At 30.8% G+C, this 23,239-nt stretch carries 23 protein-coding genes and 1 pseudogene; 3 read left to right on the top strand and 21 right to left on the bottom strand.

Annotated features, from left to right (window positions below; translation table 11 throughout):
• Positions 1 to 161: 161 nt before the first annotated feature.
• The gene (locus HXV90_RS18415) at positions 162 to 674 is read right to left on the bottom strand and encodes a hypothetical protein (RefSeq protein WP_269897733.1); all 513 of its coding nucleotides are present in this window, start codon (positions 672 to 674) and stop codon (positions 162 to 164) included.
• Between the two features lie 268 nt (positions 675 to 942).
• Between HXV90_RS18415 and HXV90_RS18420 the strand changes: the two genes are divergently transcribed.
• On the top strand, positions 943 to 1,227 hold the full coding sequence (locus HXV90_RS18420; protein ID WP_269897734.1) for a hypothetical protein: 285 nt from the start codon (positions 943 to 945) through the stop codon (positions 1,225 to 1,227).
• Between the two features lie 83 nt (positions 1,228 to 1,310).
• On the opposite strand, the gene HXV90_RS18425 is transcribed toward HXV90_RS18420, so the two are convergent.
• The 5 genes from HXV90_RS18425 to HXV90_RS18445 form a co-directional block, all read right to left on the bottom strand.
• The gene (locus tag HXV90_RS18425; protein ID WP_269897735.1) at positions 1,311 to 1,649 is read right to left on the bottom strand and encodes a nucleotide pyrophosphohydrolase; all 339 of its coding nucleotides are present in this window, start codon (positions 1,647 to 1,649) and stop codon (positions 1,311 to 1,313) included.
• A gap of 1 nt (position 1,650) precedes the next feature.
• Entirely contained in the window at positions 1,651 to 3,288 is a 1,638-nt protein-coding gene (locus tag HXV90_RS18430; protein ID WP_269897736.1) for a DUF2075 domain-containing protein, read from the bottom strand.
• A 316-nt stretch (positions 3,289 to 3,604) separates the two neighbouring features.
• Positions 3,605 to 4,669 (bottom strand): Shedu immune nuclease family protein, encoded by a 1,065-nt coding sequence (locus HXV90_RS18435; protein ID WP_269897737.1) that lies wholly within the window; start codon positions 4,667 to 4,669, stop codon positions 3,605 to 3,607.
• Positions 4,670 to 4,804: 135 nt separating this feature from the next.
• On the bottom strand, positions 4,805 to 5,407 hold the full coding sequence (locus HXV90_RS18440) for a hypothetical protein (protein ID WP_269897738.1): 603 nt from the start codon (positions 5,405 to 5,407) through the stop codon (positions 4,805 to 4,807).
• Between the two features lie 44 nt (positions 5,408 to 5,451).
• A complete protein-coding gene (locus HXV90_RS18445) occupies positions 5,452 to 5,847 on the bottom strand; it encodes a hypothetical protein (protein ID WP_269897739.1) in 396 nt (131 codons plus the stop codon).
• A gap of 729 nt (positions 5,848 to 6,576) precedes the next feature.
• On the opposite strand from HXV90_RS18445, the gene HXV90_RS18450 reads away from it, so the two are divergent.
• Both HXV90_RS18450 and HXV90_RS23535 read left to right on the top strand, forming a co-directional pair.
• On the top strand, positions 6,577 to 6,702 hold the full coding sequence (locus HXV90_RS18450) for a hypothetical protein (protein WP_269897740.1): 126 nt from the start codon (positions 6,577 to 6,579) through the stop codon (positions 6,700 to 6,702).
• A complete protein-coding gene (locus tag HXV90_RS23535) occupies positions 6,678 to 6,836 on the top strand; it encodes a helix-turn-helix domain-containing protein (RefSeq protein ID WP_442916340.1) in 159 nt (52 codons plus the stop codon). Before HXV90_RS18450 ends, HXV90_RS23535 begins: the two co-directional genes overlap by 25 nt.
• A 74-nt stretch (positions 6,837 to 6,910) precedes the next feature.
• Here HXV90_RS23535 and HXV90_RS18455 read toward each other — a convergent pair whose 3' ends face one another.
• The 15 genes and pseudogenes from HXV90_RS18455 to HXV90_RS18520 all read right to left on the bottom strand — a co-directional run bounded on the left by HXV90_RS18455 (position 6,911) and on the right by HXV90_RS18520 (position 23,199).
• Positions 6,911 to 8,350, bottom strand: a complete 1,440-nt coding sequence (locus tag HXV90_RS18455) for an ApeA N-terminal domain 1-containing protein (protein WP_269897741.1) — start codon at positions 8,348 to 8,350, stop codon at positions 6,911 to 6,913.
• 875 nt (positions 8,351 to 9,225) lie between these two features.
• Positions 9,226 to 10,113 (bottom strand): tyrosine-type recombinase/integrase, encoded by an 888-nt coding sequence (locus HXV90_RS18460; protein ID WP_269897742.1) that lies wholly within the window; start codon positions 10,111 to 10,113, stop codon positions 9,226 to 9,228.
• 312 nt (positions 10,114 to 10,425) lie between these two features.
• The gene (locus HXV90_RS18465) at positions 10,426 to 10,803 is read right to left on the bottom strand and encodes a hypothetical protein (protein ID WP_269897743.1); all 378 of its coding nucleotides are present in this window, start codon (positions 10,801 to 10,803) and stop codon (positions 10,426 to 10,428) included.
• Between the two features lie 29 nt (positions 10,804 to 10,832).
• Positions 10,833 to 11,456 carry a reverse transcriptase/maturase family protein gene (locus HXV90_RS18470; protein WP_269897744.1) on the bottom strand — a complete coding sequence of 208 codons (624 nt, stop codon included), beginning with the start codon at positions 11,454 to 11,456 and terminating at the stop codon, positions 10,833 to 10,835.
• Between the two features lie 964 nt (positions 11,457 to 12,420).
• Positions 12,421 to 12,921 (bottom strand): annotated as a pseudogene (locus HXV90_RS18475) (TatD family hydrolase).
• A 126-nt stretch (positions 12,922 to 13,047) separates the two neighbouring features.
• Positions 13,048 to 14,109, bottom strand: coding sequence for an adenine nucleotide alpha hydrolase family protein (locus tag HXV90_RS18480; protein ID WP_269897745.1), 1,062 nt, complete (start codon positions 14,107 to 14,109; stop codon positions 13,048 to 13,050).
• Positions 14,109 to 14,750: a hypothetical protein gene (locus HXV90_RS18485; protein ID WP_258860370.1), complete on the bottom strand. Its 642-nt coding sequence runs from the start codon at positions 14,748 to 14,750 to the stop codon at positions 14,109 to 14,111. Before HXV90_RS18485 ends, HXV90_RS18480 begins: the two co-directional genes overlap by 1 nt.
• Before the next feature lie 65 nt (positions 14,751 to 14,815).
• Positions 14,816 to 16,798 (bottom strand): DUF262 domain-containing protein, encoded by a 1,983-nt coding sequence (locus HXV90_RS18490; RefSeq protein WP_258860369.1) that lies wholly within the window; start codon positions 16,796 to 16,798, stop codon positions 14,816 to 14,818.
• A 207-nt stretch (positions 16,799 to 17,005) separates the two neighbouring features.
• Positions 17,006 to 19,429: a CFI-box-CTERM domain-containing protein gene (locus HXV90_RS18495; protein WP_269897746.1), complete on the bottom strand. Its 2,424-nt coding sequence runs from the start codon at positions 19,427 to 19,429 to the stop codon at positions 17,006 to 17,008.
• 88 nt (positions 19,430 to 19,517) lie between these two features.
• On the bottom strand, positions 19,518 to 20,720 hold the full coding sequence (locus HXV90_RS18500; RefSeq protein ID WP_269897747.1) for a dynamin family protein: 1,203 nt from the start codon (positions 20,718 to 20,720) through the stop codon (positions 19,518 to 19,520).
• A 10-nt stretch (positions 20,721 to 20,730) separates the two neighbouring features.
• Entirely contained in the window at positions 20,731 to 21,300 is a 570-nt protein-coding gene (locus tag HXV90_RS18505; RefSeq protein WP_269897748.1) for a hypothetical protein, read from the bottom strand.
• A complete protein-coding gene (locus tag HXV90_RS18510) occupies positions 21,297 to 21,980 on the bottom strand; it encodes a hypothetical protein (protein ID WP_269897749.1) in 684 nt (227 codons plus the stop codon). The genes HXV90_RS18505 and HXV90_RS18510 overlap by 4 nt, the downstream gene beginning before the upstream one ends.
• 54 nt (positions 21,981 to 22,034) lie before the next feature.
• Positions 22,035 to 22,196 carry a hypothetical protein gene (locus HXV90_RS23540; protein WP_442916326.1) on the bottom strand — a complete coding sequence of 54 codons (162 nt, stop codon included), beginning with the start codon at positions 22,194 to 22,196 and terminating at the stop codon, positions 22,035 to 22,037.
• Positions 22,197 to 22,380: 184 nt separating this feature from the next.
• Positions 22,381 to 22,656, bottom strand: coding sequence for a hypothetical protein (locus tag HXV90_RS18515; RefSeq protein WP_269897750.1), 276 nt, complete (start codon positions 22,654 to 22,656; stop codon positions 22,381 to 22,383).
• Between the two features lie 306 nt (positions 22,657 to 22,962).
• Entirely contained in the window at positions 22,963 to 23,199 is a 237-nt protein-coding gene (locus HXV90_RS18520; RefSeq protein WP_269897751.1) for a hypothetical protein, read from the bottom strand.
• Positions 23,200 to 23,239 lie beyond the last annotated feature (40 nt).

Genomic DNA, 23,239 nt, shown 5'->3' on the forward strand with positions numbered 1-23,239 from the left:
TTTTTCACTTTGGTATTCTTGTTGTAGTTGATTATACTCGGTTTTAAGAAGTTGATATTCTTTTTTCTCCTCCTTTTCCTTTTCTTTTTTCTCATCCTGGTAAGCTTTATATTCCGATTGTAACTGTTCAAAATCATCTTGTAAGATTTTTAATTTTCGCTCTAATTTCTTTTGAATTTTCTCCCATTTCCCTCCCTCTTTTGACGACGCCTCAAGTTCTTCCTTAAAAGACTCTTTTTTTCATTATCTTTCTTAACAGAAGTAAGCCATGTCTCCATAACAGTCTTACGTTCCTCTTCCATCTTTTGCAACCCTTCTTCACCATGCTCTCTCTTCCAACAATCGAAAAGAGTGATAGCTTTGTCTTCTTCTTTTCCTGAAAGTAATTTTAATAGTATAAGTGAAGGTGGAATATTTTTAATTGATTCCAATTCTTTGTCTGACATATTTAAAAAATCATATGCTTCATCTAGTTCTCCACTTAGTGAAATAGAGCTATTTGCCATTCGTTGTATATATTTTGGTTTCAATAGTTGCATAATCATTATATGCTTAGGTGGTAATTTACTACCTTTTCGAAAACCTGGAATTACAACCTGAACCGTATTCACTATTTCACTTATCTGTTGGTCTTCCTGTTGATTTAGAACCCATTTCCAAATCTCTTTTAACACGTTTATCTCCCTCATTTTCGTTTTTCCTTTTTATGAATTTGTTCCTTTAATAAGGTCAAGTGACCATCATTATAGTACTAATGATACTCTAATTATACCAAAATTTTCTTATAAATAGTTCATGATTAATAATTAATGGAATAAATCAAAATTAGTAAAGCTATGTATTTCAATCCCATACTCGGGTTGAAACCTTTTTTTATTAAAGGACTAAATACACTATCCCATTCTATAAGTTTAGTGACAATTTGGTCGAGGCCATAATCCCATGTTGAAGAATCAAGTGACACTCTTTTCACGGATAGAAAGCGGCATTCAGGAAGCGAATTATACACTGTTAGGTGAAATTTGCGAGCAATTTGGACTAACGCTTAGCTCATTCTTTTTATTACTGGAAAACAAAGTTGATACAACTATTAAGATTCCACAAGATAAATTTCTACAAAGTGAAAATATAGATGACGAATTATTTAATATCATTAAAAATTTATCAGAGGAACAAAAAAAGGATTATATGTACTATTACTCCCCTATATCAAATAAATTCTCATAAGAAAACCTTAGTTTTTCGTATTTAAACGAAAACTAAGGTTTTTTAAATTCTTTTTAAATTCCTTTTAAATTTGTTTTATAAATTTATATCTCATTGTATTTAGTATTTTTTCCAGCAAACTTTTCAATTGGATATTTTTCATTATTTTTTTGAAGTTTATTATTTATTATTTTTACTAAGTCCAAATCCGTTTCATTCGCAAACAATATCGCATAAATCAAAACATCCGCTAGCTCCTCCTTCATCTTATCTAAATTCTTTTCAACTGCTTCCTCACTCGTTTTCCATTGAAATAGCTCTAATAATTCACTTGCTTCTAATGTTAAGGAGAGTGCTAGATCCTTAGGATTATGAAATTGCTGCCATTTACGTTGGTCTCGGAATTGCAAAATACTTTCACGTAGTTGTTCTAACTCACTCATACTATTCACCTGCTTTTTGATATTCTAGAAGTTTATTGCGCAACGCTTCATCACTTGAATAAATGTACAGACCTTTAATTCCACGCTTCATCAAGATATTGATTGAGTTTAGGACGATTTTTTCCTTTGCTTCATTTACATTTTCAATTCCGTCCATACCTGTATATGCACCTTTGTCCATATACTTACTCGTATCAATGATGATTTCATCTTTAGCAGCGTCGTATTGAACAGATGGACCAAGCACGACCCCAACATAATTTAAATCAAAGCCCTGTATTGTATAAATAGAACCAGCCTCATGAACTGTTTCTGCTTTTTCAGCCCACGTATATTTCGTACTCGTTGTATTCCATGGCAGTTGGTATTCACCATTCGATTCCTTCACGTAGTATATTCCACCGTCTTTTTTATGTATGTAATCAAACGTTGATACAATACGACTTAAACCGTGCTTGTTATTTTTAACTTTAATTTTATCATGCATGTCTTTCATCGATTCAAACACTTTAAATTCATAGTTTTTATCTTTAGGAAGCGGCATTAACTTTTTACGCTTAAACTCGTTTATCCAATTGATTACGTCATCATTTGCCTGCATGCGGAATTGGTTTGTTAGCTGGTATTCTTCGTGAAAAGTACTTAATTTTTTGAGCCCTTCTAATGTTGCTGCTCCCCATAAACTCTTCAGTTTCAATACTTGGTCTTGATCATAGATGATAACAACCACTTTCGCTAGCTTTAACAGCTCCTCCAAATGATTATTGCCATGGAAGCTATTATAAGTATCTGGTTTTGTTAACAGTAAATGCGCTTCATCAACGAAAATGATATCAGCCTTTTTTTCCTCTTTTTGCAATGTATTAACCAGAGATGTTGGTTTTGCAAAGTTTTTCCCTTTTAAATGCTTCACCTGTTTAGCTATATCTTTATATGTTTTAAACATTTCCTCATGGTTCACGACTAAATAATTTTCTGTACGATATAAATTTGAAGATGCTTCTTCTGCTCTTTCTTGAATAGTGTTGAAAATAGAACTTAGCACAACGCTTTTACCAACGCCCGCTTCACCTTCAATGACTAATAGACTCCCATATTCACTAGAGCTCTGGGTTACATGTTTCTCACAAAATTCGAGTACTTTATCTTTTAACTCAAGTTGTTCTAAAGATAATTCTTTGAATGGAGATAATTTAAAAATATCTTTGTTTTCAATCACATGCAGTTCATTGTCGACAAGCTCTTGTTCATATAGCTTCTGCCAAAGTTCTTTAAACAGTTGTTGATCGTAGTAAGACTTGTTGTAGTAGTTGTGAGTAAAATCGCTAGCTGTTTTACTTTTATTTTGAAGCGTATATTTTTCATCACCTAGGAAGTAGTTAATCAGCTTAGTCTCAAGATGAAACGTTGCTGAACGATTAAACTGTTCATGCTTAATCAAGTTTACTTGGTTAATATTTTTACGTGCTTTTAAATGAGCTTTCATACGATTTTTAAAATAAACAGTTTCACCAATATAAGCTTCTTTGTTGCCATTTAAAACATAAATGACTGGATAATTTAAATACTGCTCTTTGTTGTTGATTTGATTAATGCGTTCTTGTATAAAAGGCCATGATAGAATTTCGATAGCTGTCATTTCTCTACTCCTTATTACTTTGTAAGGCAATTTCTTCATTATATTTTTTTAACATTCTCTGGGAACGCAATTTTTCATATTATCTTTTTTAATAAACTCAATTGGTGGTTTCATTTTCTATTCCCCCTAGAACATTCTGTTATCACATATTTTAACATCAAAAAGTTACACCTTTCCATAATTCGACAACAAACAACATGTATTTTGTTTAAATACCATAATCGTTTGTGTTTTTATATCAAAATTAATTAATAAAAAAGTGTCTCAATATTTGAGACACCCTTAATAATCATTCATATTTAATGTCTAAATTAAATTACCTTCTTAGCTTTCTTATCCAAGTATCCCAAGTCTCCACTTTCAAAGACGGGTTGGTATTATTTTCATAGTCCTGTCGTTTCTTACTTTCACTTAAATCGTCCACTGTTCTACCAGCTATTAAAACTGGATAAATGTTTATATCTTTATTAGGATCAACTTGTAAAACCCCTTGTGGACCAATCAAAGCATTATGTATCATTTGACCTGATTCAACAGTCTCTCTTATTTTATGGGCTTCTTTTCTAAACTCTTCATAGTTTCTGTAAATGTAACCCAAACGATTCCTAAGTTGCCCAGCTGCCTCTTCAACCTTGCTAGAGAAATTGCCATAGCTCCCCCGGTTGACTAGGTTAAAGTTAGCTCCTTTAACTTCAATTAAAAATATATTCATTCTTGATCTACCTGTAAAAACAGCGAAATCTACCCTGCCATTCAAAACAGGAAACTCTGAGAAACAAATATACTCTTCTGAAGGGTTAGAATAAACTTCTCCAAATAAAGATAAATCTTGTTTTAGAAGTTTCAATATATCTTGTTCTTTAGCGCCATCTTCGATTAATTTGGCAATACAGTCTTTACTAATACTTTTAGATTCAATTTCTAACCTACGTCTTACAACTTCTGGATCTTCACGATACGGAAAATCCAATAAAGGATTTATGTCGTATCGCAACTTTTCAATTTCACTGATTAGTCTAGGGTTTGAAGAAGTTTTTTGGTTTAATTCAATTTCATCACAGTTTAGTAAATCTAAAACTGTTTCTAGCCTTAATGATTTCCAATTTGGAGATCCAGTAAATGAAACTAAATCAAAACTTAAACTATTTTCATAGTGTTCTATAATTTGGGATTGTAATGGGATAATTCCCCTCTCTATAAGAGCATCATAAATATATTCAATAGAATTTGTGACGGAAGCAGAAGGATTTTTATCTCCAATATCTGTAATTAGTACATATATATCCTTGTTTTTCCCAACAAATGTCCTCACTCTACATAGGCCATCATTCCGAAAAATTGAAGAGGATGGGTATCTAAATATTGTATCGGTAATCTTCAAATAAGTTCACCTTCTTTTTTTAATATTACTGACTACATGTAATAGAGTGCCATATAATACAGTTACAAGTTACCACTTATATATATGTCGGAGAGAACATATATAAGTATAATGGAAATTTTTTATATAAATATTTTAAATCTCTTCTGAAATGAAAATAGGATATGCTAATAAATCATTTACTCTTGTTTCTTTACTGTTAAATATGTAGCACTGCTCATTTGTAATATAACGTTTCTGGTAGAGACAAGTTATTTCTTTAGTACTCCCTTTTTTTGCACCTAAACTAATTAATTTATCTATAGGGTGTTGAAAATTACTTCTACCAAATCTCTCACTTCCTCCATGGAGAATGGTATTCAGTATTGGTCTGCCTTCTAAATAGTTAACTATTGCTTGAAGGGCGGAACATCCAGAACGTATAGGCGAATACCAACCATTGTCTAGCCACATTTGAGTGATGTACAAAAATGTTCCAGTATAGTTAAGAATTATTTCTCCATGTTGAATATCACTTGTATTAGGATTGGAAATCCAAAGAGCAAAATATTTAAGGTCAGGAGTATCTTTTAAAGATTCCGGTGGAAATATTATTTGTGTTGCTTTCATAGTTTCAAGAACAAATGCTTTTCCATTATTATTAAATGAATCATACATATCCCTAGATCCAATATATTGTAAAGCATCCTTACTTTTAAGATATTTTAACAGCAGCTCAATTTTTTCATGATTATTCATGTTTCGAACTACGTTTTCTTCACTAAAGTCTGCTTTTATACCTGCTAAGCTAAAAGAGACTGTGTTTCTTTTTTATAGTCTCTTGGATATAAATTTCTAGGTATTTGATCTACAAAGCTATTTAAAATAGTTTCATTTATAAAAATATCATTTCTCATAGTCCAAACTTTTCCCCCATGCCCGTAAGCTTTGCTGCTGCTAAAATATCTAATCGCTTTCAGAATTTCTTCTATTAGCATTTCTATCTTATGCCCTTCAAATTTTCTAATAATATAGTCTGAAATTCTATCTTGTTTATACTCTTCAAAATCCGGTATTACATCATCTTCAGTATCTTCAATTCTTTCAGGAATTGGTTTATGGATTACTTGCCAGTTATTCTTATACATCTCTTTAATGCGTTCCTCAGCATTATTTTTATGTATTTTATAAACAGTCATAAAAACTCCCATTGAAGACAAGATATCCTGTTCAAATCTGTCTCTAGGAACATCTAATGAAAACCCACCTACATCTCGATAGTGGAAATAAGGATTTTCCAAGTTTGAATTGTATTTATAGTCACCTGTTATCTTACCAAAATGAATCGTTATTAAGTTACTAGGTAATACAATCCGATCGCTATTCGATGAGCAATAGGATATATTTGTGAAGCCCAATTTATTGCTGTCTTTTCTTTTTCTAAATCATATACTTTTCAACCAAAAACGAATATAATTCTTCTTTTTTTGGAATTTATTTAAATCAACATTTAATTCATCCTACGTCAAATATACACGGTTATCCTGTATAACCTTACTTTCATACTCACCATGGGAACCTGCTCGAAATAACCAAATGCTCAATGCAAAATCCTATTTGTAATTCATTATCAACAGTATACCAAAAATACTTAGTAATATTTTCACTCATTTTACAAAAAATGAATTATAGATCAGCAAAAAATACATTCAAAATGAAAATGACCCCCTAATTCAAACTGTTGCCGCATTTTAATAGGAGGTCATTCGATAAATATTCAGTTCTGTTAAAACTAGGTTAGATAAAGCGTAGCATACTGTCTTTTAATTTTCTACTCCCAGCAAAAGAAGAAAAAATAAAATTTACTCTTAAAATATATAGATTCGTCGGCTATATTGTTTTATACAAAAAGCAAAGGAGCCAATAAAATGACAGAACGAGCAGTAAAACTATATCTAGAAGAATTGAAAATTGAAATAATTACAGCTATTACTGAGCAAGTAACCAAACCTAATAAACAGTACTCACAATTAAGGAAGCCTCAGAATATTTAGGAGTATCATATAATACATTTCAAAAATTTAGGTACGAGGGATTAAAAATATTTGAAGTGGACGCCATTAAACGAATCTATAAACATGAGTTAGACAAATTTATTGAAGATAATTGCTATTATTACTTTATATAAAAAAGTAATAAACAAAAATAATTAAATATGTAAAAAAGGCTTCCATTTAGAAATTTTACGGAAGCCTTTCCTTATTAATTCAATACTTTTTTTGCTTTAGGTAAATGCCATGAAAATTGATTTGTATTCTTAATTTTATCAAACACAAAATTCTCTTCTATCCCCAATTCCTTATACATAATTACTATTTGAAGGGCTTTTAACCTTTGCGTAGCATAAAACAGTTCATCAAAACTTTCTAATAAATTTGCTTTTTTTCCTTTATCGAAATGCGTCAAATAATTTCTTGTATCAACTAATTGTTGTATGAATTTTTTCTGTTTAGGTTTCTCACCTATGATATATTCTTTAATATCCTCGCCCATATTCCCCAATAATTCTTTTATTCTCTTACTTAATGAAACTTCATTACCATATCCAAGCATACCTTCTATTTTAGATGCAAATTCTGGTGTTTCTTTCTTTGCATATTCAATAATTTTTTCAGCAAAACTGCTATAAGTTTCTTCATTAAAAAGTTTAGTATTAAATTTTTTCCTATGATATGTTTCTAAAGATTGAATAGCACTTAAAAAACTCGAATTTATGTACCTAGTTTTATAAAATTCACTTGTATATAAATCAAAAATTGTTTCATATTCAGCTTGGACTTTAAACCAATTATTTATAATGAATTCAAATGAATCTTCAATATCCCTAAATTTTACGAACGCAGACGATTCATCAAATTTAGGCTTAATAGTTAAGTTCCTAACAGTTCTAAAATAACAATACTTTTTTCTATATTTTTCATTTCCTCCTATTGTTGTATCAATATCACCATAAAAATTGTATCTAATAATATGAATTGGTTGATTAATAATTAATGTTAATAGATTTTTTAAGCTGTGAGAAACGTCCAAAAACCATTCTAAATTCTTCGTTTTGTTTGGGGTTATTTGTAGACCTGTTTGAGTAGTCCAATTGAATTTATGTTGTGTATTAGCCGATTCATTTATGTACTGTATCTCTTTAATATTTACATTTAATTCCTCAACCCTATACTCAAAAGCTACACTATCTAGCCATTCAATAGATTTCAAATTTCTATTTTCGTCATACTTCCCAATAAAATTTCTTCTATCCAACCATTCAGCTAAATATGTAGGATATATAGACATTGAATAAAATTCAATTTCTTCTTTACTTTTAAAATTTGCCCCTACAATAAATTCACTAACTAAATAACTTTCCGTTAATATCCCTGGTGCATTAAAAGAAAACGTACTCATATAAACGTCAAATAAAGTAAATTCTTCCCCTTTATCAGAAAAACCATGAACAATATCATATCTATTTAACTTATTTGGAATATCATATTCATCTCCAAAACTGCCTAACAGTTCCAGAGTTATTTTATCTTTACTATAAAAAAGAATGCCCGATACTTCTTCTTCAGATTCTGGTAACTTCCAAAATCCTTTGATTTCAAATTCATCAAGTATATTCATTTTCATCGCTTTAGTTCCCGACACTTTTACCACCTCGCATAACTTTTTCTAATTATTTATATTCGATATTGTTTTACAATTTCCTTTATACTTAAATTCTCGCACCAGATTCTATATTTTCAGTTGACATACAAACGACTTCGCCCCCAACATGAAGCTGGCAATAAGGACAACGGCTTGGTGCAAAAAATGCCAGCCTTGTTCTCAATGACTAAAAAAATAATCAAGGAACAAGACCAGCATTTGCATTATGTATTTACATGAATCAGTATAATTAAGGTATCCGTATATGTATGCCCTTGTTAAATGCGTCATTTCTGACAATACACCTACTATCTACTTCTGCCCCCGATAGCGTTTAAAGTCCGTATAATCGCCTTGCAATTACCGTTAATGCCTATACGTCTATTTGCGTAACTCAACAACTTCTTTAAACAGTGGTGTATTCTGCAACAGCCTTAACTGTTCAGACCTTCCACACCTAGCCGTTAATGGTCGCTAACACCATTCAGATACTTGCACCAACAAGGAAGTGCTTTATTGTATCCTAGACTTAGTTATTGCAGCGGTTAAGTCATAACCTTTCAAGTTTAGTTTTGATTGGTGTGAGTAGGCATTCCATCAAAGAATTTCACCTAAAAAAGACAATAGGAAACTAGACCTTTACAGATATACTTTTTTTCGAGTAAAATAAAGGCATTGAAATTCGTATTTAATTAACAAGGTTAAATCGATTTGTACTAACGTGTCGCCAAACACTTAGTACGTGGGAAGGTGTAGTCAGCACCTTCTCTTTTTTATTTACAGGAACTTCTTCAAACTATTAGCAACTTCATCTGTACTTAAATCTAAATATTGCGTTGTTACTGCTAAATCTGAATGACCTAACGTTTTACTGATTAAGGAACACTAGCACCTTTTTCTAGTAAGTTTTTAGCGTATGCCCTTCTGATAGCGTGTGCGTTAATATTTGGTAAATTGTAACGCTGACTGTATTTAGTCAATTGTTTAGAGATAGCACAATTTGATGACTTGCTAACGTCCATATTCAGCCCTCTTTGTGTTATAAAAACGTGTGTGTTGTGTCTGTTGTAATACTTGCGAATTTTTTTATTTGAATCTATTAATGTCCGCAATCTTTCAATAAGTTCTTCATCAATCGGCAACTTCAAAAATTTATGATTCTTCAATGTAGAACCGTCTAAATTTAAGAAACCATTTTCTAAATCTAGATGACGTTCTCGTAAATTACATAGGGTTGTAATTCTTATCCCTGTCTTAAACATCAAAAGGATAGCTGTTAAATCACGGAAACCAATAAAACTTGATTGGTCAATATAATGAATCAATTTAAAAATGTCGCTTTCCTTTGCTGAAACTTTAATTTCTCTATCTGTTTTGATATGGATATTAAGCCAGAACCGTTCCGTTAACCAATTGTTAAAATAAAATTTACCTAATATAGCTTTGAGAGACTTTAAACGTATTTTTTTCGTTCTGTCAGAAACCTGTAATACATCTAAATAGTTGTAAATGGTTTGGGCAGTTATTTCTTCAGCAAATACAATGTTATTAGCTTCACAAAACTGTTTAAAAATATAGTCATAACTGTGAATGGTCCTTGGTCTGTTGCCAGCTAGTTCCATTTGTTTGAATACAGTTTTTAAACAGTAATCAATAGGTGTCCACTGCTTGCTTCGTAATTCTTTTTCACTGTATTGACTACGTGGCACACTGCCCTTAACACCTTCTACTGTAAAAATTCCTTGCGTACGGCTTTTAGACATAAAAAAACCTCCTAACCGTATAGATTAGAAGGTTAAACAAACTTTCAATTTAACTGTAATTTACCAAAAAAGAAAAGGCATTATCCAATGGGTAATACACCCTTGAATAACACCTTAACTGTTAAAACACTGTAATACCAACGGTTTAATACGTTGGAAATGTATGGAGACGGCGGGTGTTCAGTCTATAAAACAGAAAAACCTTATTATATCAACGTTTGAAGGGCATTTTCGAGGGTCAAAAATGGCTCTTACAAAGGAATTAATAAGGTTTGATAAAAATGCTTACGGACTTAAGAATTTTTGATTAAGTTATGGATATATATTAAACAGTTCTTTATAGGGATCTTCTGTTGCGTATAAATCCTGATTCATACTTGTACACTTACAAGACGTTGTTTCTTTTTTTAACTGTTTACGATACTCATAATAAAGTTTTTCTAAAGATGGAAAATCAAATTTTTTCAAGCTGTTTTTAGGTAACCTTTTTCCCGTGGCCTGAAAATAATAATAATTAATTGATTTATATACCCAATTATCTAGCGTATTTAATTGATTATAGTCTGTAATAATTAAAAAAAATCGCACCCAATTTCTAGATTTTTCAAATTCACCACAATTTTTGCATTTATTTTTTTTGTAATCATTTCCAAAATATTTATAACTCATTCTTAACTTTAAAAGTTCCAAGGACCTCTTTTTACTAAAATCTGTCGTATTTAAATATTTTCAATTCTTTTTTTGAACTTCAAAACATTCGATTGTTTGATACTAATATGCCTATTGGAAATTGTAAATCCAACAAAGTTTATTCCTCTCTTACAATTCACCTTACTAATCTTAGTTTTTTCAGGGTCTGGATGTAATGTTAATTTAATACTATTTAAATATTTTTCACACTCGTCTTTTACTTTAATAATATCTTTTTCGGATTTAGCTAAAATTACAAAATCGTCTGCATACCTAGTATATCTGATATTATGTTTGGATTTTAATGTCGACATTACCCAGCAGTCAAATTGATGTAAATAAATATTTGCTAGCATTCCCGAAATAATTCCACCTTGAGGAATCCCTTCATTTCTTTTTACTCTTATAACCTTATTTTTATTCTTCCTTTTATAACCCTTATCTACATGAATAAAACGATATAAAAGTTTTTGGATTTTTGGCATATCATTAAAGAAAATCTTAATCTGATCGTAAAGTTTATCATGAGGTATATTATCAAAAAAACCTTTTAAATCAGCATCCAAAGCGTATATATATCCTTCATTTAAATCATTATAAACTTTTTGAGCTGCCTTTTGGGCATTCACATTCTTACGATATGCAAAACTCACATAAGGTAATTTAGTAAATTCTCTTTCAGTAATCGGGCTTAAAAATCATATAACATCTTTTGAGTCAGTACATCTCTTATTGTAGCAATTGATAAAACTCTTGTTTTCCCAAGCTTCTTTGCTTCTTCTATATTTAATTGAGGGTCTTTAGAAATTTCTATCTCTCTTAAAGGATAAAAAAAGTAATTTCCTCTTCTAATTCTTTTATAAATCATATCTATCTGATGAGGAAGGTTTTTTTGAAATAGGATGTAATCGATATATCTAGACCTTCTGGGACTTTCACTTTTTTTCCTCAGTCAAATTATCAGTCTTTTGAGCAACATATTCTTCAAATACATTTTTAATATTTCTTTTATCACTATTTTTTCAAAAAAAATTTTTTCTTCCATAAAATATGGTATTCCTCCATTTTCTGCGGCGGTGGGCAAGGAGGAATGGGATTCAACCGCCTCCCTATCTTAATAAGATAGGTTAAAGTTCTAACAGCCTCATATGTAATATAAGACTGCTGGATAAACTGATAAGTCAATTAATAGTTGCATTAAGAGATTCATTAGCATTATCCTCCATTCAATTCAGCGTCTATAATTATATTATAAATCGTCGAAACGAATGCCCTATACCGATTATCGGGACGCGTGTGTAATACACACGCTATAGGCTAAAACCTACGTGTTAAATTTAACATAAAAAATATTTTCGGGATAGTCTAATATTCACGGTGCATATACACTATGTTATAAATCCTTTTCAATTAAATCTTCTTCGAAAGTTCGAAAAGCAAATTTTATCAAATCCATCTACTTCCTTATCAACAGCAGAATAAAAATTTGGAATATCTTTAGGGTAAATAGGTTTTCGATCAATTCGAGCAAATGGTCCATCCGTTTCAAAAAGTATTTGTTTAACTGGAATATGGCAATTATATTTAATCCGTTTTTAGTCATTAACATTTTCGGATTTATAGAAAAAAATATCCTTTTTCAACCGCTTGTTTCAAAACACTAATTTTGCCTGTGTACCAATGAAAAATTGCATGTTTAACTTCATTTTCAAGCAAAATATCAAGTACTTCCCTCTCAGCGCCTTTACTATGGATAGTATATATACGCCCTTTATTAAACCTTTGACTAGAAACATATCGAAAGCCTCTATTTGAATGCTTTTTCTCTATCGCTTATTCCAGAAAAAAATCTAACCCTACCTCCCCAATGTATCTAGTGGTAGCTATATATTTTTCGAAAAGGTCTTTATTTAAAAGATATTCATTTGAAACTTGTGGATGATATCCTAGGCATAGTCGAATGTATTTAAAGTTTGAAAACCTACCGAAGTACTTTTCGTATAACTCAGGTAAATTAGTTACAAATAATGTGTAGATTTTGCTTGTTTCATATTCTAAGGCCAACTCATACGGATTAGGATAGAAATCAATATGCACGTGCGTATCGATGTAAGTCATACTTTTCCATATACCTTTCAAATTCTTTAGCAAACTTATTCAGCATTTCATTCGTTTTAACTAAATAATCAGCCTCATCATAGTACTTTGACTTAATGTTTAATTCACTAAAAATTTCGTTGTTTCTTATGAGCTGCACATATTTTTGAAAGTATTGCACATTAGAAATAAATTCATAATAATATACATCTGGTTCAAAATTCTGTTCTTCATAATCAAAGTAATATAAACATCATACTGTTCATTGTCATATGCAGCCATTGAAATTTTTCTCAATAAGCATGGAATACATACTCCACATTGCCCAACATGTACTTTTAATACGTCCGATCTTCCAGCTCCACATGTGAATGAATCTTTGATTACACCTTTAAAATCTAAATTCATTTCATTTATTGATTCACCTTTTGTTTTAAATAATAATGGATGTTTAACTTGTACATTTATGTTTAAATCCTCCAATAAATTATTGTATTCAAACAAAGTTTTGGGATGTGTTGTCTTCGTCGTAAATCTATCATAAAGGTTTGGATTTAATGTTAAAACACCATTTTCATACAGGTTAACCTGATTAGATTGATTATAATATGCCTTAGCTACTGCTAAAGAAAAATAGAGCAGTGAACGGGTTGCTTGTGTATAGTGTCGTTTCTTATCAACTGGTTTCTCTATCAAAATTATATCAGGGGTAGGATTTAGTTTTTTCTTATAAAAATCAGCAAGGAACCTCTGTTTAGTTGCTTCTTCTCGTTTATTGAGAAATCCAATATAATCGCTAGAAATGTCATTTTTGAAATTATAATACGCTCCTGTTAAAGAATCTAATCCTCCTGAAAATAAGCTTACAATTCTTTGATTTGGACCATATAACGATAATTTCATTTGTCTTTCTTTTCTTGCTATTAAATCCTTATTAAATGGCTTAAAAGAAATTTGATAGTCTTCACCGGAAACCCATTTTAGTAAAAGTCTAAGTCTATTAGTTAAACCTTGCCAAACTTCAACATGGAAAACTGGAATCTCAATAGAAAGATGGGTTTTCCTGGCAGTTACAGATACATCAACGCAATATACTGAACCCATTACTGTAATTAAATCGACAATAGTTTTATCTTTGTCCTTAAAATAATCAACCTCAAATTCCTGCATCAATTGAAGATGTAAGTTCTCGTTTACTAATCCGTTCATTAGAACTCACCAAACGTTACATTTTTAGCAGCTTCAACAACAGATTTTAGTACTTCACTAAACTCTAAGTCTTTTGCTATATATTGATCTATTTTACGCTGTGTTTCATTATCTATAATTTGATTTGAGACATTATTAACCATTAATTCAATATCATCATAATTTAATTCATCATAAACTTCTTTTAATGTATCATGTAATTCCCCTATAAGTATTTGCTTTACTACATTAAATAATAATTTTTCGATAAAACTCGTTAGAACTAAGTCTTCATTCTTCAAAAAATTTGTCATTGTAATTTTAAAGCTTCTTTCTAAAAGAGCTTTATCTGCGAATAAATTATCCTCATTATCTATTAAATCCAAGATATGATTTACAAATTGCTCGGTTGTAATGGGATCGTTTTTTATTTCTTGCTGAGTAATGCCATTAAAGCCTTCCTTACTTAAAACTTCAAATTGATTAGAAATGATACTGATACATTTGTTTAAAGTTGCTTCATCTAAAAATTCTGTATTTATTCTTTTCAAAGTAATTATTTTCTTTGTAACATCTGGTGTTTTGTCATTGATTTTTTCAACAGGTACATCTTGCAGCATTTTCTTGATTTCTTTATTAAGCTTTCTTTTTGAAGTTCCCATAAACACTCACCTTTTCTTATATGCTAAAAAACGATAATTATTTGAAAACAATTGAACTTAATAATTTATTTCATCTCAACCTCTACACCCCATGTATCAGCATCAAAACCTGCATCAATAAATAACTTCTTACATGTCGTGTAAATACTTTTTGCACTAAAATTAACTTCTATAAAATGCCCATTCGACAATTGCTTAGCACTACGCATCTCGTTATTCTTCTTTTCTACTGAGATTAGTAATGATCTCGTCTGCAACAATTCTTGGTAGTATTCAGGATTATTTTTGTAAATGAACAGAATAGTATGTTCTAAAACTTCTCTCCAAACTTTTACCTTAGTCGTTTCATCACCTATGAATAATAAGCGTGGCGAGCTACCTGTTACATCATTGTCTTTAACACTAGCAAGTCCAAAATACGGCCATGCTAAAATGAATTTTTTATATAATTTTTCTGTTCTGTCAGTGATTGCTTGTTCATCCCAAGTATTATATTTAACGAGATCCTTATTCAATTCAAAATTGCTCTTACTATAATATTTTTTCTTAGTAGAGAATGATTCGTTCGATAGCTCTGAATTATAGCCACTTAATGTTAAGTTCCCAATAACATGCAAATATTTTTCGTGAACTTCTTCAAAATTGCTACCTAATTCAGCTTCCCAAGATTCAGTTAAAGTTTGTGGCATGATATGTTCAATGGTAGCCTTCGTTAAATCAACTTTCTCTTTATGACCAAAGCTTTCTTCAAGTACACTTAAAATAAACTTACATTTCTCTCTCTTATCACCAGCGCCATATAAAGGTGAATTGATTAATTCATGAAGAACTTCAGTATCCTTAGGGTAGCCTCTCACCTGTAAAAATGCTTTTAATTCTTGAATAGAGTCAGCTTCACTAAATGGTTTTAACTGGTTATATAGCGAACCAAACATTTTATTTAATGGTTTCGATTCGATATTGCAAACGTATCTTCTAACAATGAAATTATCGATTATCGACAAAATTTCAATGAATTGTTCCAGACTGTATTTCTTCACATCAAAATCACGATAAACATAAAGTAAAAATGGAAAAGCGGTACGTGCTTCAAACTGTTGAATACGCTTTAAGTAGTATTGAATTTTTTCATTAGACTCTTTTTCTGGATGTAGTAATTTATCATAGTAAGTTGCAAATACAGCCAGCTCCTTCAAATAATCAATGACATTCGCTTTATCTGCTTGCTGCTTTAATTTCACATAAACATCTTTCTTTTTGACATTTAAGTTTACACCCATTAAAAAATGTCTGATGAACTCAGTTAAAGAATCGCCTAAATTCGTTTGCATTGGCAGCCAATAGCCTTTATACATTTCTTCTTGCTCTGATGGTTCGATACGCATAAATAAGTAGTTTCGAATTAAGTCTGCTTCTGTTAATGGTTGTCCTTTTGCATTTAAGCTTTCAAATACTAAATACGGATTATCATCTGGAGACAGTACAATACTAACTAACGAAAGATTATGTAAAACCCCATTTTTCAACTGCTCCACATCCGTTGTTAAATCTTGCAACTTATTTTTAAAGTAGTCATAGCATTTTACAAGCCCACTACTTTGATCTGATTCTAAAACTTCTTTTTTTATAATTCTTTTAAAGATATCTTTATCAACTTGCGTTGGTAACAATTTAAAATACTCTTCACCTTTTTTAAAACGATTTACAAGCATCGTTTCGTTAATTTCAGCAGCTAATTCAGGTAATCCATCTTCCTCTGCTTTGTCACGAATAACGCTTAATAGAACAAGTAATGTCGTTAATCGTTGTTGTCCATCAATTACTAAAAATTGTTGCACGCCAGTAGGATTTGCATTTACCGGTATAGATACGATTGATCCGATAAAGTGATTTTCATAATGTTGTGCCTCATCAACTAACTCCATTAAATCTTCCCATAATGTTAGCCATTGTTTTTGATCCCAACTATATGTACGTTGAAACATTGGTATGATATATTGCTTCGAGCCTTCAATTATTTCTTGTAAATTTGTTTCATTTGCTTTCACTTAAATCACTCCAAATTTATAGGGTCGATGTATATAGTTTTGCTTACTTTCAACCTTTTTTGATAAGTTCAATTTACCACATTTTTACTTTATTTATAATAAAAGCAGAAGTAAGCAATTGCGCTCTCTTCTACTCTTTAATTACAAGCTTTAATTTAAATTTCATAATAAATAGACTAGCATCAAGTGAACACAGTCCCTCTTTTATTAATATTGAAATGGCACAACATTATACTTTTCACATAAATTTTTCACCATCTCTATATAAATCTTTTTTGCATTAACTAAATCATTTTTTTGTAAGTAGTCATATCCAACTTTTATATATTGATTATATAAGTGTAAATATAACGCTTTCGGATTTGGTTCGGCATCAATTTTTTCCACAATTACAGGTGCAATGCGATAATACTCTACTATTAAGTCTCTTCCATCATCATCGAAACGTAAATGCTCATCACGATATTTTTTATAATTTAATATTTCATCACAATTATCTTCTTTCCCTAAAGCAATACAAGTTGCTGTTGTTAAGAAACACCAAGATTTACTTGATGAGTAGCTTGAACTTGAAGAAGAAGAACTATACGATCTACTACTGCTATAACTTTGCTTCACTTCGTTTGATTGAATCCAACCGGTTACTTTATGTAGCTCTATTTCTGCATAAGAATGTGACTGCCTTACAGCTTTTTCAAAATAATTTTTGGATTTTTGTAAGTCCTGCGACAATACATTACCGTATTGATAAATTTTCCCGCACATAAAGTTACATTCTGCGTTATCTACTGTTGATAAATAATTAATCGCTTTGCGATGATCTCCGTCCCAATAATATAACTTCCCTAAACGTTCTGTTACTTCTTTTGAGCGCTCTTTTTCATGAACGTAGTGATTTAATTTTAGTGCATTCGAAAATACAACCACTAAGCGATCATCTGGTAAATTGTTTCGACCTTTTCTAAAACGATTAAATTCTATTTCTGCTAGTTTTTGCAATGCTTGAAAATGTTCAAATGTCGCGGCAATCTTTAAAAACGTTAACGCTTTGCTATATTTGCTATTTAAATAATATTTTCCTACTAGATAGCAAGCTTCAGGAACTAATAAACGTGCAATGCTTTCTACCTCTATAATATTCTTTTTATTTATAAACGATAATAAAAGCTCGGCTGCTTCAGAATTACCGAGATTCATTGCTTTTTTAAAATAAAATTGTGCATCGACATTATTTGAAACTGAAATTGCAGCTTTACCTAAATACAGATTAACCTCTGCATCGTAGTTATTGTGATAAAACTTTTTAAGCTTGTTATAAAGAGATTTACTTTTAATAACTGAAAAATATTTAATACTAATATATGCTGTCACATCGTTTAATGGTAATTCATTTAAAATATTTATACATTTAACAATTTCTTCTTTTTTACCTTTTGAATAGGCCTGAATGATTGATGTATAAATAGAGTCAGAATTTCTCAAACGCTCAATTTCTACTTTATATCCCGTATTATCTTTTATTTCAAGTGCGACAAGTGCCTGTTTTGCGATGTAAAGCTGAGCTTTGTTAGAGAAAATGGCATCAGAAAGTATAGGACTTACAAATAATTTTTCAATCTCCATTAAATGTTTGTTGCATTGTAATAAATGTTTAACTAAATTTTTGTGGGATATTTGTTTAGCCTGTAACTGTTTCTTTAAATTATTGCGAATTGATATAATATTTGCCTCAAGCTCTTCATCGCTAACCGTTACTAAATCTTTAGAAAGCCCATTTACTAAATATTGCTCATAAGCTAACTCTTTTGTCACATTAATTAAGTAATCTTGATATGTTTCAGTAAAAATATCATAGATCGCCGGCATCATACATGGCTTATTAAGCTGCTGAAGTAATACTGGCACTTCTTCAAGTATTAAAGAAGACAACTCTGTTTCTACGTTTTCTCCAATAATAAAACGTTGTTTAGCATAGTTCGGTGCTTTATATTGATTCAATTGCTTATGAAGCGGTTCAATCATAATCGATGCTTCTGCCATATTATGTAGCATTTTATATATTTCACTTTGTCTTGAAACAAATTGTGGTAAGTAAATAAATGCAATATGCTCAAACGGACATTTTGCTTCAATATAAAACACTTGAATAAATTGATCTACATCGAGCTTTTCTTTATATAATTGCTGATTCACATGTCGAAATTCATCGGGCGATAACTTTGATAAGTTTTCTAATGTATTTTGTGCAACAATCGTTGTTTTTTCTGATGCAGATAAAATCATCGGAATGTTTGCGTTTTGTCTAATAAATTTTGCATATTCCTGCATTTGATTTTGCTCAAACCATTGTGGAACGGCATGCTTTTTACCCTCTATAACAACTAGCGTTTTATTTTGCAAATGGGGTGTGCGAACGATAAATTCAATTTCCCGTATAGCAGATTTTAAATTGATTAAAAAATTAGTTTTATTTTCATAGCTGCTTTTATCAATGACTGGATAAACTTCTGTTGTTACATATTGTAAAAACGATTGAAATTGCTGATTTGCTTTGACATTGTTAAACTGTGAGGTTGTTTCCTCTGTTAATAACTTTCCTAATACTTGAAAGGTTTTTTCGATTTTTGTCATTGGAAACCTCCAGAAACAAGAGCATTGAATTGATTCAAAATTTGTTCCTTTGTTTTTGCTAAATTTTTTCTACAATTACTAATTTCTTTTATTTCTTGTTGTTTGCATAAACCTTTGTTAACGTTTGAATTTCTGAAATATCGTCAGATTTAAAAATAAAGTTGCCAACATCATTACGTCTTTTTTGCACCGCATTGAAATACTCATCAATTTGATGCTCTAGCTGATTAATGATTTTTTGAATTTCCTCTTCTAATGGTACAAATGTATTCGATTTACGGTTAATTTCCTTAAAGTACGTTTTTAAATAGTTGCGATTTAAGTACTCTTTTTCATCTTGAGCAGAATAAGCAACTACCTCATACAAAGTAATGTTTGATTTTTTCAAATATTCCTTTGTTGTATTAATAATATTTTCCACATCCGATTCTGTTTTTTTGTCGCATTTGTTAAATACAATTAGAACCGGATTTTTCATATTTAATAATTCAATAAAATCAATATCCGCTTGCTTAATAACGCCATTTTCCACATCAATTAACCAAATTAAGTAGTCGACAGATTTTAATTGCATTAATGCCTTTTCATTATCTGTAATCGCTTGCTTTTTCGTTGTATCAACTTTTGAGTACCCTGGTGTATCTAAAATCGCAATCGATTCGTAGGGAAATACCGGTGTTGAAATAACTAAGTTATTGATGAAGTGCGAAAATCCTAAATTGTACGTACTGTAAAACGCGTGACTTAGCGCTTTTACGGCATCTAAATCTAACTGTACAGATTGGTTGTTTTTTGTTAAAGCTTCGATAAACAAGTTGTCGCCTTTTACGATATACGTAGCAATCGATGTTGTTGGCACTTGGTCTTCTGGTAAAATTGCCTCACCAATAACCGAATTAATAAACTTTGATTTTCCCGCGCTAAATTGACCGCCAATACCAATCGTTTTCTTTTTTTTCAGTAAAGCTACTTTATTTTGCTCAAATAATTTATCACTTAATTTTACAAGCTCTTGATACAAATGAACTTCATTTTTCAGTTGAATTTTATTGATAGATTGCAATAGCTTGTTATCAATGAGAGTGTCCAGACGACGTATATTTCGTAATTTACTTTTCGTTTCATCAGTTACGCCTAATAAGTTTGAAATAAGGTTTAACCCTTTAGCTGAGTCCGCTAAATAAAGGTTTTCCGCCTCGTACTCTTTCTCTAAACTAAAATCAAATAAATCATCATCTGCAGCAAATAAATCGGAATCATCAAGTGAAAATAAATCCATTTTCTTCGTCATATGAATTCTCCTACTGCGCTAATTGTTTTTTAAACACATTTAATTTCAATGCAATTTCTTCCATTCGTTTCAAGTTTGCTTCTTTATCTTTTAATAGCATTTCGATTTTTTTTGCATTTACCGTAATTTGCGCTTCGATATCGTCGATGAAATTCGCTGCATACTTTTCTAATAGCAACTCAATTTCTTTAATTTTGCTGTCAATTTCAGATTTGATATCGTTTGCTACTTGTTGCAAAATACGTTCCTGCTCTAGCTGTAAGTTCGAAATTTCTTCATTACGAACAGATGGCGATGAAAAAGTGGAAGTGATTTTTGCATCATATTTACTTTGGTCAACTTCGATATCTTGGATAACAATTTGATTTAACACAATTTCTAAAGCACGCTTAATTTCAGATTCATTAAATTCATTACTTATTAATTCAAAGGCGCCTACTACTTCGTTTGCGACATCCTTTTTCATATTTTGTAAATCAAATAAGCGTTTAAATTCGTTATTAATCATTTCACGAGATCTTGTAATATATTTCCGAATACTTGCGACTACCTCTGTTACTTCAGCTGTATAGTTTGTCATTGTAATCGTATAAGATTCACGTTTAAGCCAAGAAATCCTGTTCGTCTAGTACCTGTATCTGATGAAGTAGAGACCGCCACTTTCACACCTGTATGATTATTGATTTCCTTTTCTACATCAATTTTAATATCAACTAGTATACGGCTAGCTTTTAAATAATTTGCTGTAAAAATATCATTCACATTTTTTCGAATAGATTGGAGCTTCGAAGAAATTTTTTCGACTTTATTTTTCAAGCCCGAAACATCGGAATGCTTCATTTCTTGAATATTATCAATCGTTTGTTCTTCCATTTGGCGAATTAAACGTAAAAATTCAATATGCTGATCTTGAATAATCGTGGATGAACGTTCAGTAATAATATTGTCTTTTTCTGTTTTTACTTTCGATAAAATTTTCCCTTCTATTGTGTGTACATTTGCAAGCTTCATCAGCTCTTTAGGACTTCGGCTAAAACCCTCAAAACGCTTTTCAAACTGCTTTAAAATATGCTCTTCTGCTTTTGTTAATGGCTCATTATGATAAAGCTTCATTGCACTGCTATACATAAGTCCTGAGGTTGGGTGTGGCGGGAGATTTGCTTGAATTACCTTTACTACAGCTGGAGTATTTTGCTGTGTAATGCTCTCACCAATTGTTGTAGTTGCTTGTTGATTAAGATTAAATAACGTATGTTGCACAGTGGAGCTTTTTTTGTTTATAATCTAATATTGCCGAGTCAAATTTACTAGCAATTAAATATGCATGGCTAATTGAGTTTTCTGGTAACGAGCGAGTAAGTAAGCCCATTTCTTCCTGTGATAAAAATGCCCTGCATAGCTTAAAAAGAACACTACATCACAATTCATTAAAAAATCTGAAGTTACAATCGTTCTACTTACGATTGGATCATTCATCCCCGGTGTATCGACAATTTCAATATTTTTTAAACGTTCATTATTTAGCTTAATTACCGAATATTTTTACAATAGGTGTAAACTGCCTTCTGCGCCAACATAATGATTTAATTTTTCAATATATTCATCTTGCTCATCAGCATTGATTTCAATTTTTTGACCAATATATTGTGATACATTTAAATTATTTTTTCAGCCATTTCAATAAGCTCTTTACAAGCTGAATATTCTTCGGCACATCATCTTTTTTAAAAACACAAAATTGTTCAAAATCCATCGCATATGCACTTTTTTCCATTTCTTGCTCGTACAGCTCTCTTAAAAATCGGTCTGCTAAATGCGCGTTATGCTGAATAATGTTCCAGTCATTTTCATCGTAAAAAACAATTTCTGCTTCAAATCTGTCACCATAGCTAATTTTCGTAAGTGCCGCAGTCATTGGCGTTGGGGCTTTTGGCAAAATATCTTTACCATCAAAATTAGAGCATTAATAAATGAAGACTTCCCTGCTTTTACTTCACCAATAATCCCAATTTGCAAATTACGCTTTGATTTCATAATTCCTTCTAAATTTTTTTAGTTTCAGGTAATTGTTTGGAATAGTGCAATGCGGTCTTCGCTTAAAAACTTATTGTACTTTCTAAGTTCGTCTGATATATGTTGAATTTTATCGATAAATTGAATAGCTTCTACATTCATACTGTCACCAACTTCTCAACTTTTTGTAATTCATCACGTACTAAATCTAGTGTTGTTTTATATTGTACTAACTTTTATCATGTTCTATCTGCATGTCATCCTGTTGATTTAACGCTGCTTGTAAAGCTTCTTCTTCAATGGAAATGATTAATCTTAAATTTTCTTCTAGTTCTTCAATCATAACATCTTCCATTTCTGCTAAAGATTCTTGAATTGCTGGACTAAGTTTCTCAATGACTTGTGGAATTACCTCTGATTCAATAGATTGCTTTACTTTGTTGACCTGAGATTGTTTCCCCCCCACACCTAATAGTTTTAAAATTTCAGGAAGGAATAAAATAATA

It is taken from the genome of Lysinibacillus sp. JK80, from assembly GCF_027557635.1.
GTDB lineage: Bacteria > Bacillota > Bacilli > Bacillales_A > Planococcaceae > Lysinibacillus > Lysinibacillus capsici.

Bases quoted from the DNA above. Each gene is read 5' to 3' on its own strand.
- HXV90_RS23540 (WP_442916326.1), bottom strand. From the start codon at position 22,196: ATGAATGATCCAATCGTAAGTAGAACGATTGTAACTTCAGATTTTTTA.
- HXV90_RS18480 (WP_269897745.1), bottom strand. From the start codon at position 14,109: ATGAACGGATTAGTAAACGAGAACTTACATCTTCAATTGATGCAGGAA.
- HXV90_RS18440 (WP_269897738.1), bottom strand. From the start codon at position 5,407: ATGAATAATCATGAAAAAATTGAGCTGCTGTTAAAATATCTTAAAAGT.
- HXV90_RS18500 (WP_269897747.1), bottom strand. From the start codon at position 20,720: ATGACGAAGAAAATGGATTTATTTTCACTTGATGATTCCGATTTATTT.
- HXV90_RS18460 (WP_269897742.1), bottom strand. From the start codon at position 10,113: ATGTCTAAAAGCCGTACGCAAGGAATTTTTACAGTAGAAGGTGTTAAG.
- HXV90_RS18495 (WP_269897746.1), bottom strand. From the start codon at position 19,429: ATGACAAAAATCGAAAAAACCTTTCAAGTATTAGGAAAGTTATTAACA.
- HXV90_RS18505 (WP_269897748.1), bottom strand. From the start codon at position 21,300: ATGACAAACTATACAGCTGAAGTAACAGAGGTAGTCGCAAGTATTCGG.
- HXV90_RS18420 (WP_269897734.1), top strand. From the start codon at position 943: ATGTTGAAGAATCAAGTGACACTCTTTTCACGGATAGAAAGCGGCATT.
- HXV90_RS18450 (WP_269897740.1), top strand. From the start codon at position 6,577: ATGACAGAACGAGCAGTAAAACTATATCTAGAAGAATTGAAAATTGAA.
- HXV90_RS18445 (WP_269897739.1), bottom strand. From the start codon at position 5,847: ATGACTGTTTATAAAATACATAAAAATAATGCTGAGGAACGCATTAAA.
- HXV90_RS18430 (WP_269897736.1), bottom strand. From the start codon at position 3,288: ATGACAGCTATCGAAATTCTATCATGGCCTTTTATACAAGAACGCATT.
- HXV90_RS18425 (WP_269897735.1), bottom strand. From the start codon at position 1,649: ATGAGTGAGTTAGAACAACTACGTGAAAGTATTTTGCAATTCCGAGAC.
- HXV90_RS18485 (WP_258860370.1), bottom strand. From the start codon at position 14,750: ATGGGAACTTCAAAAAGAAAGCTTAATAAAGAAATCAAGAAAATGCTG.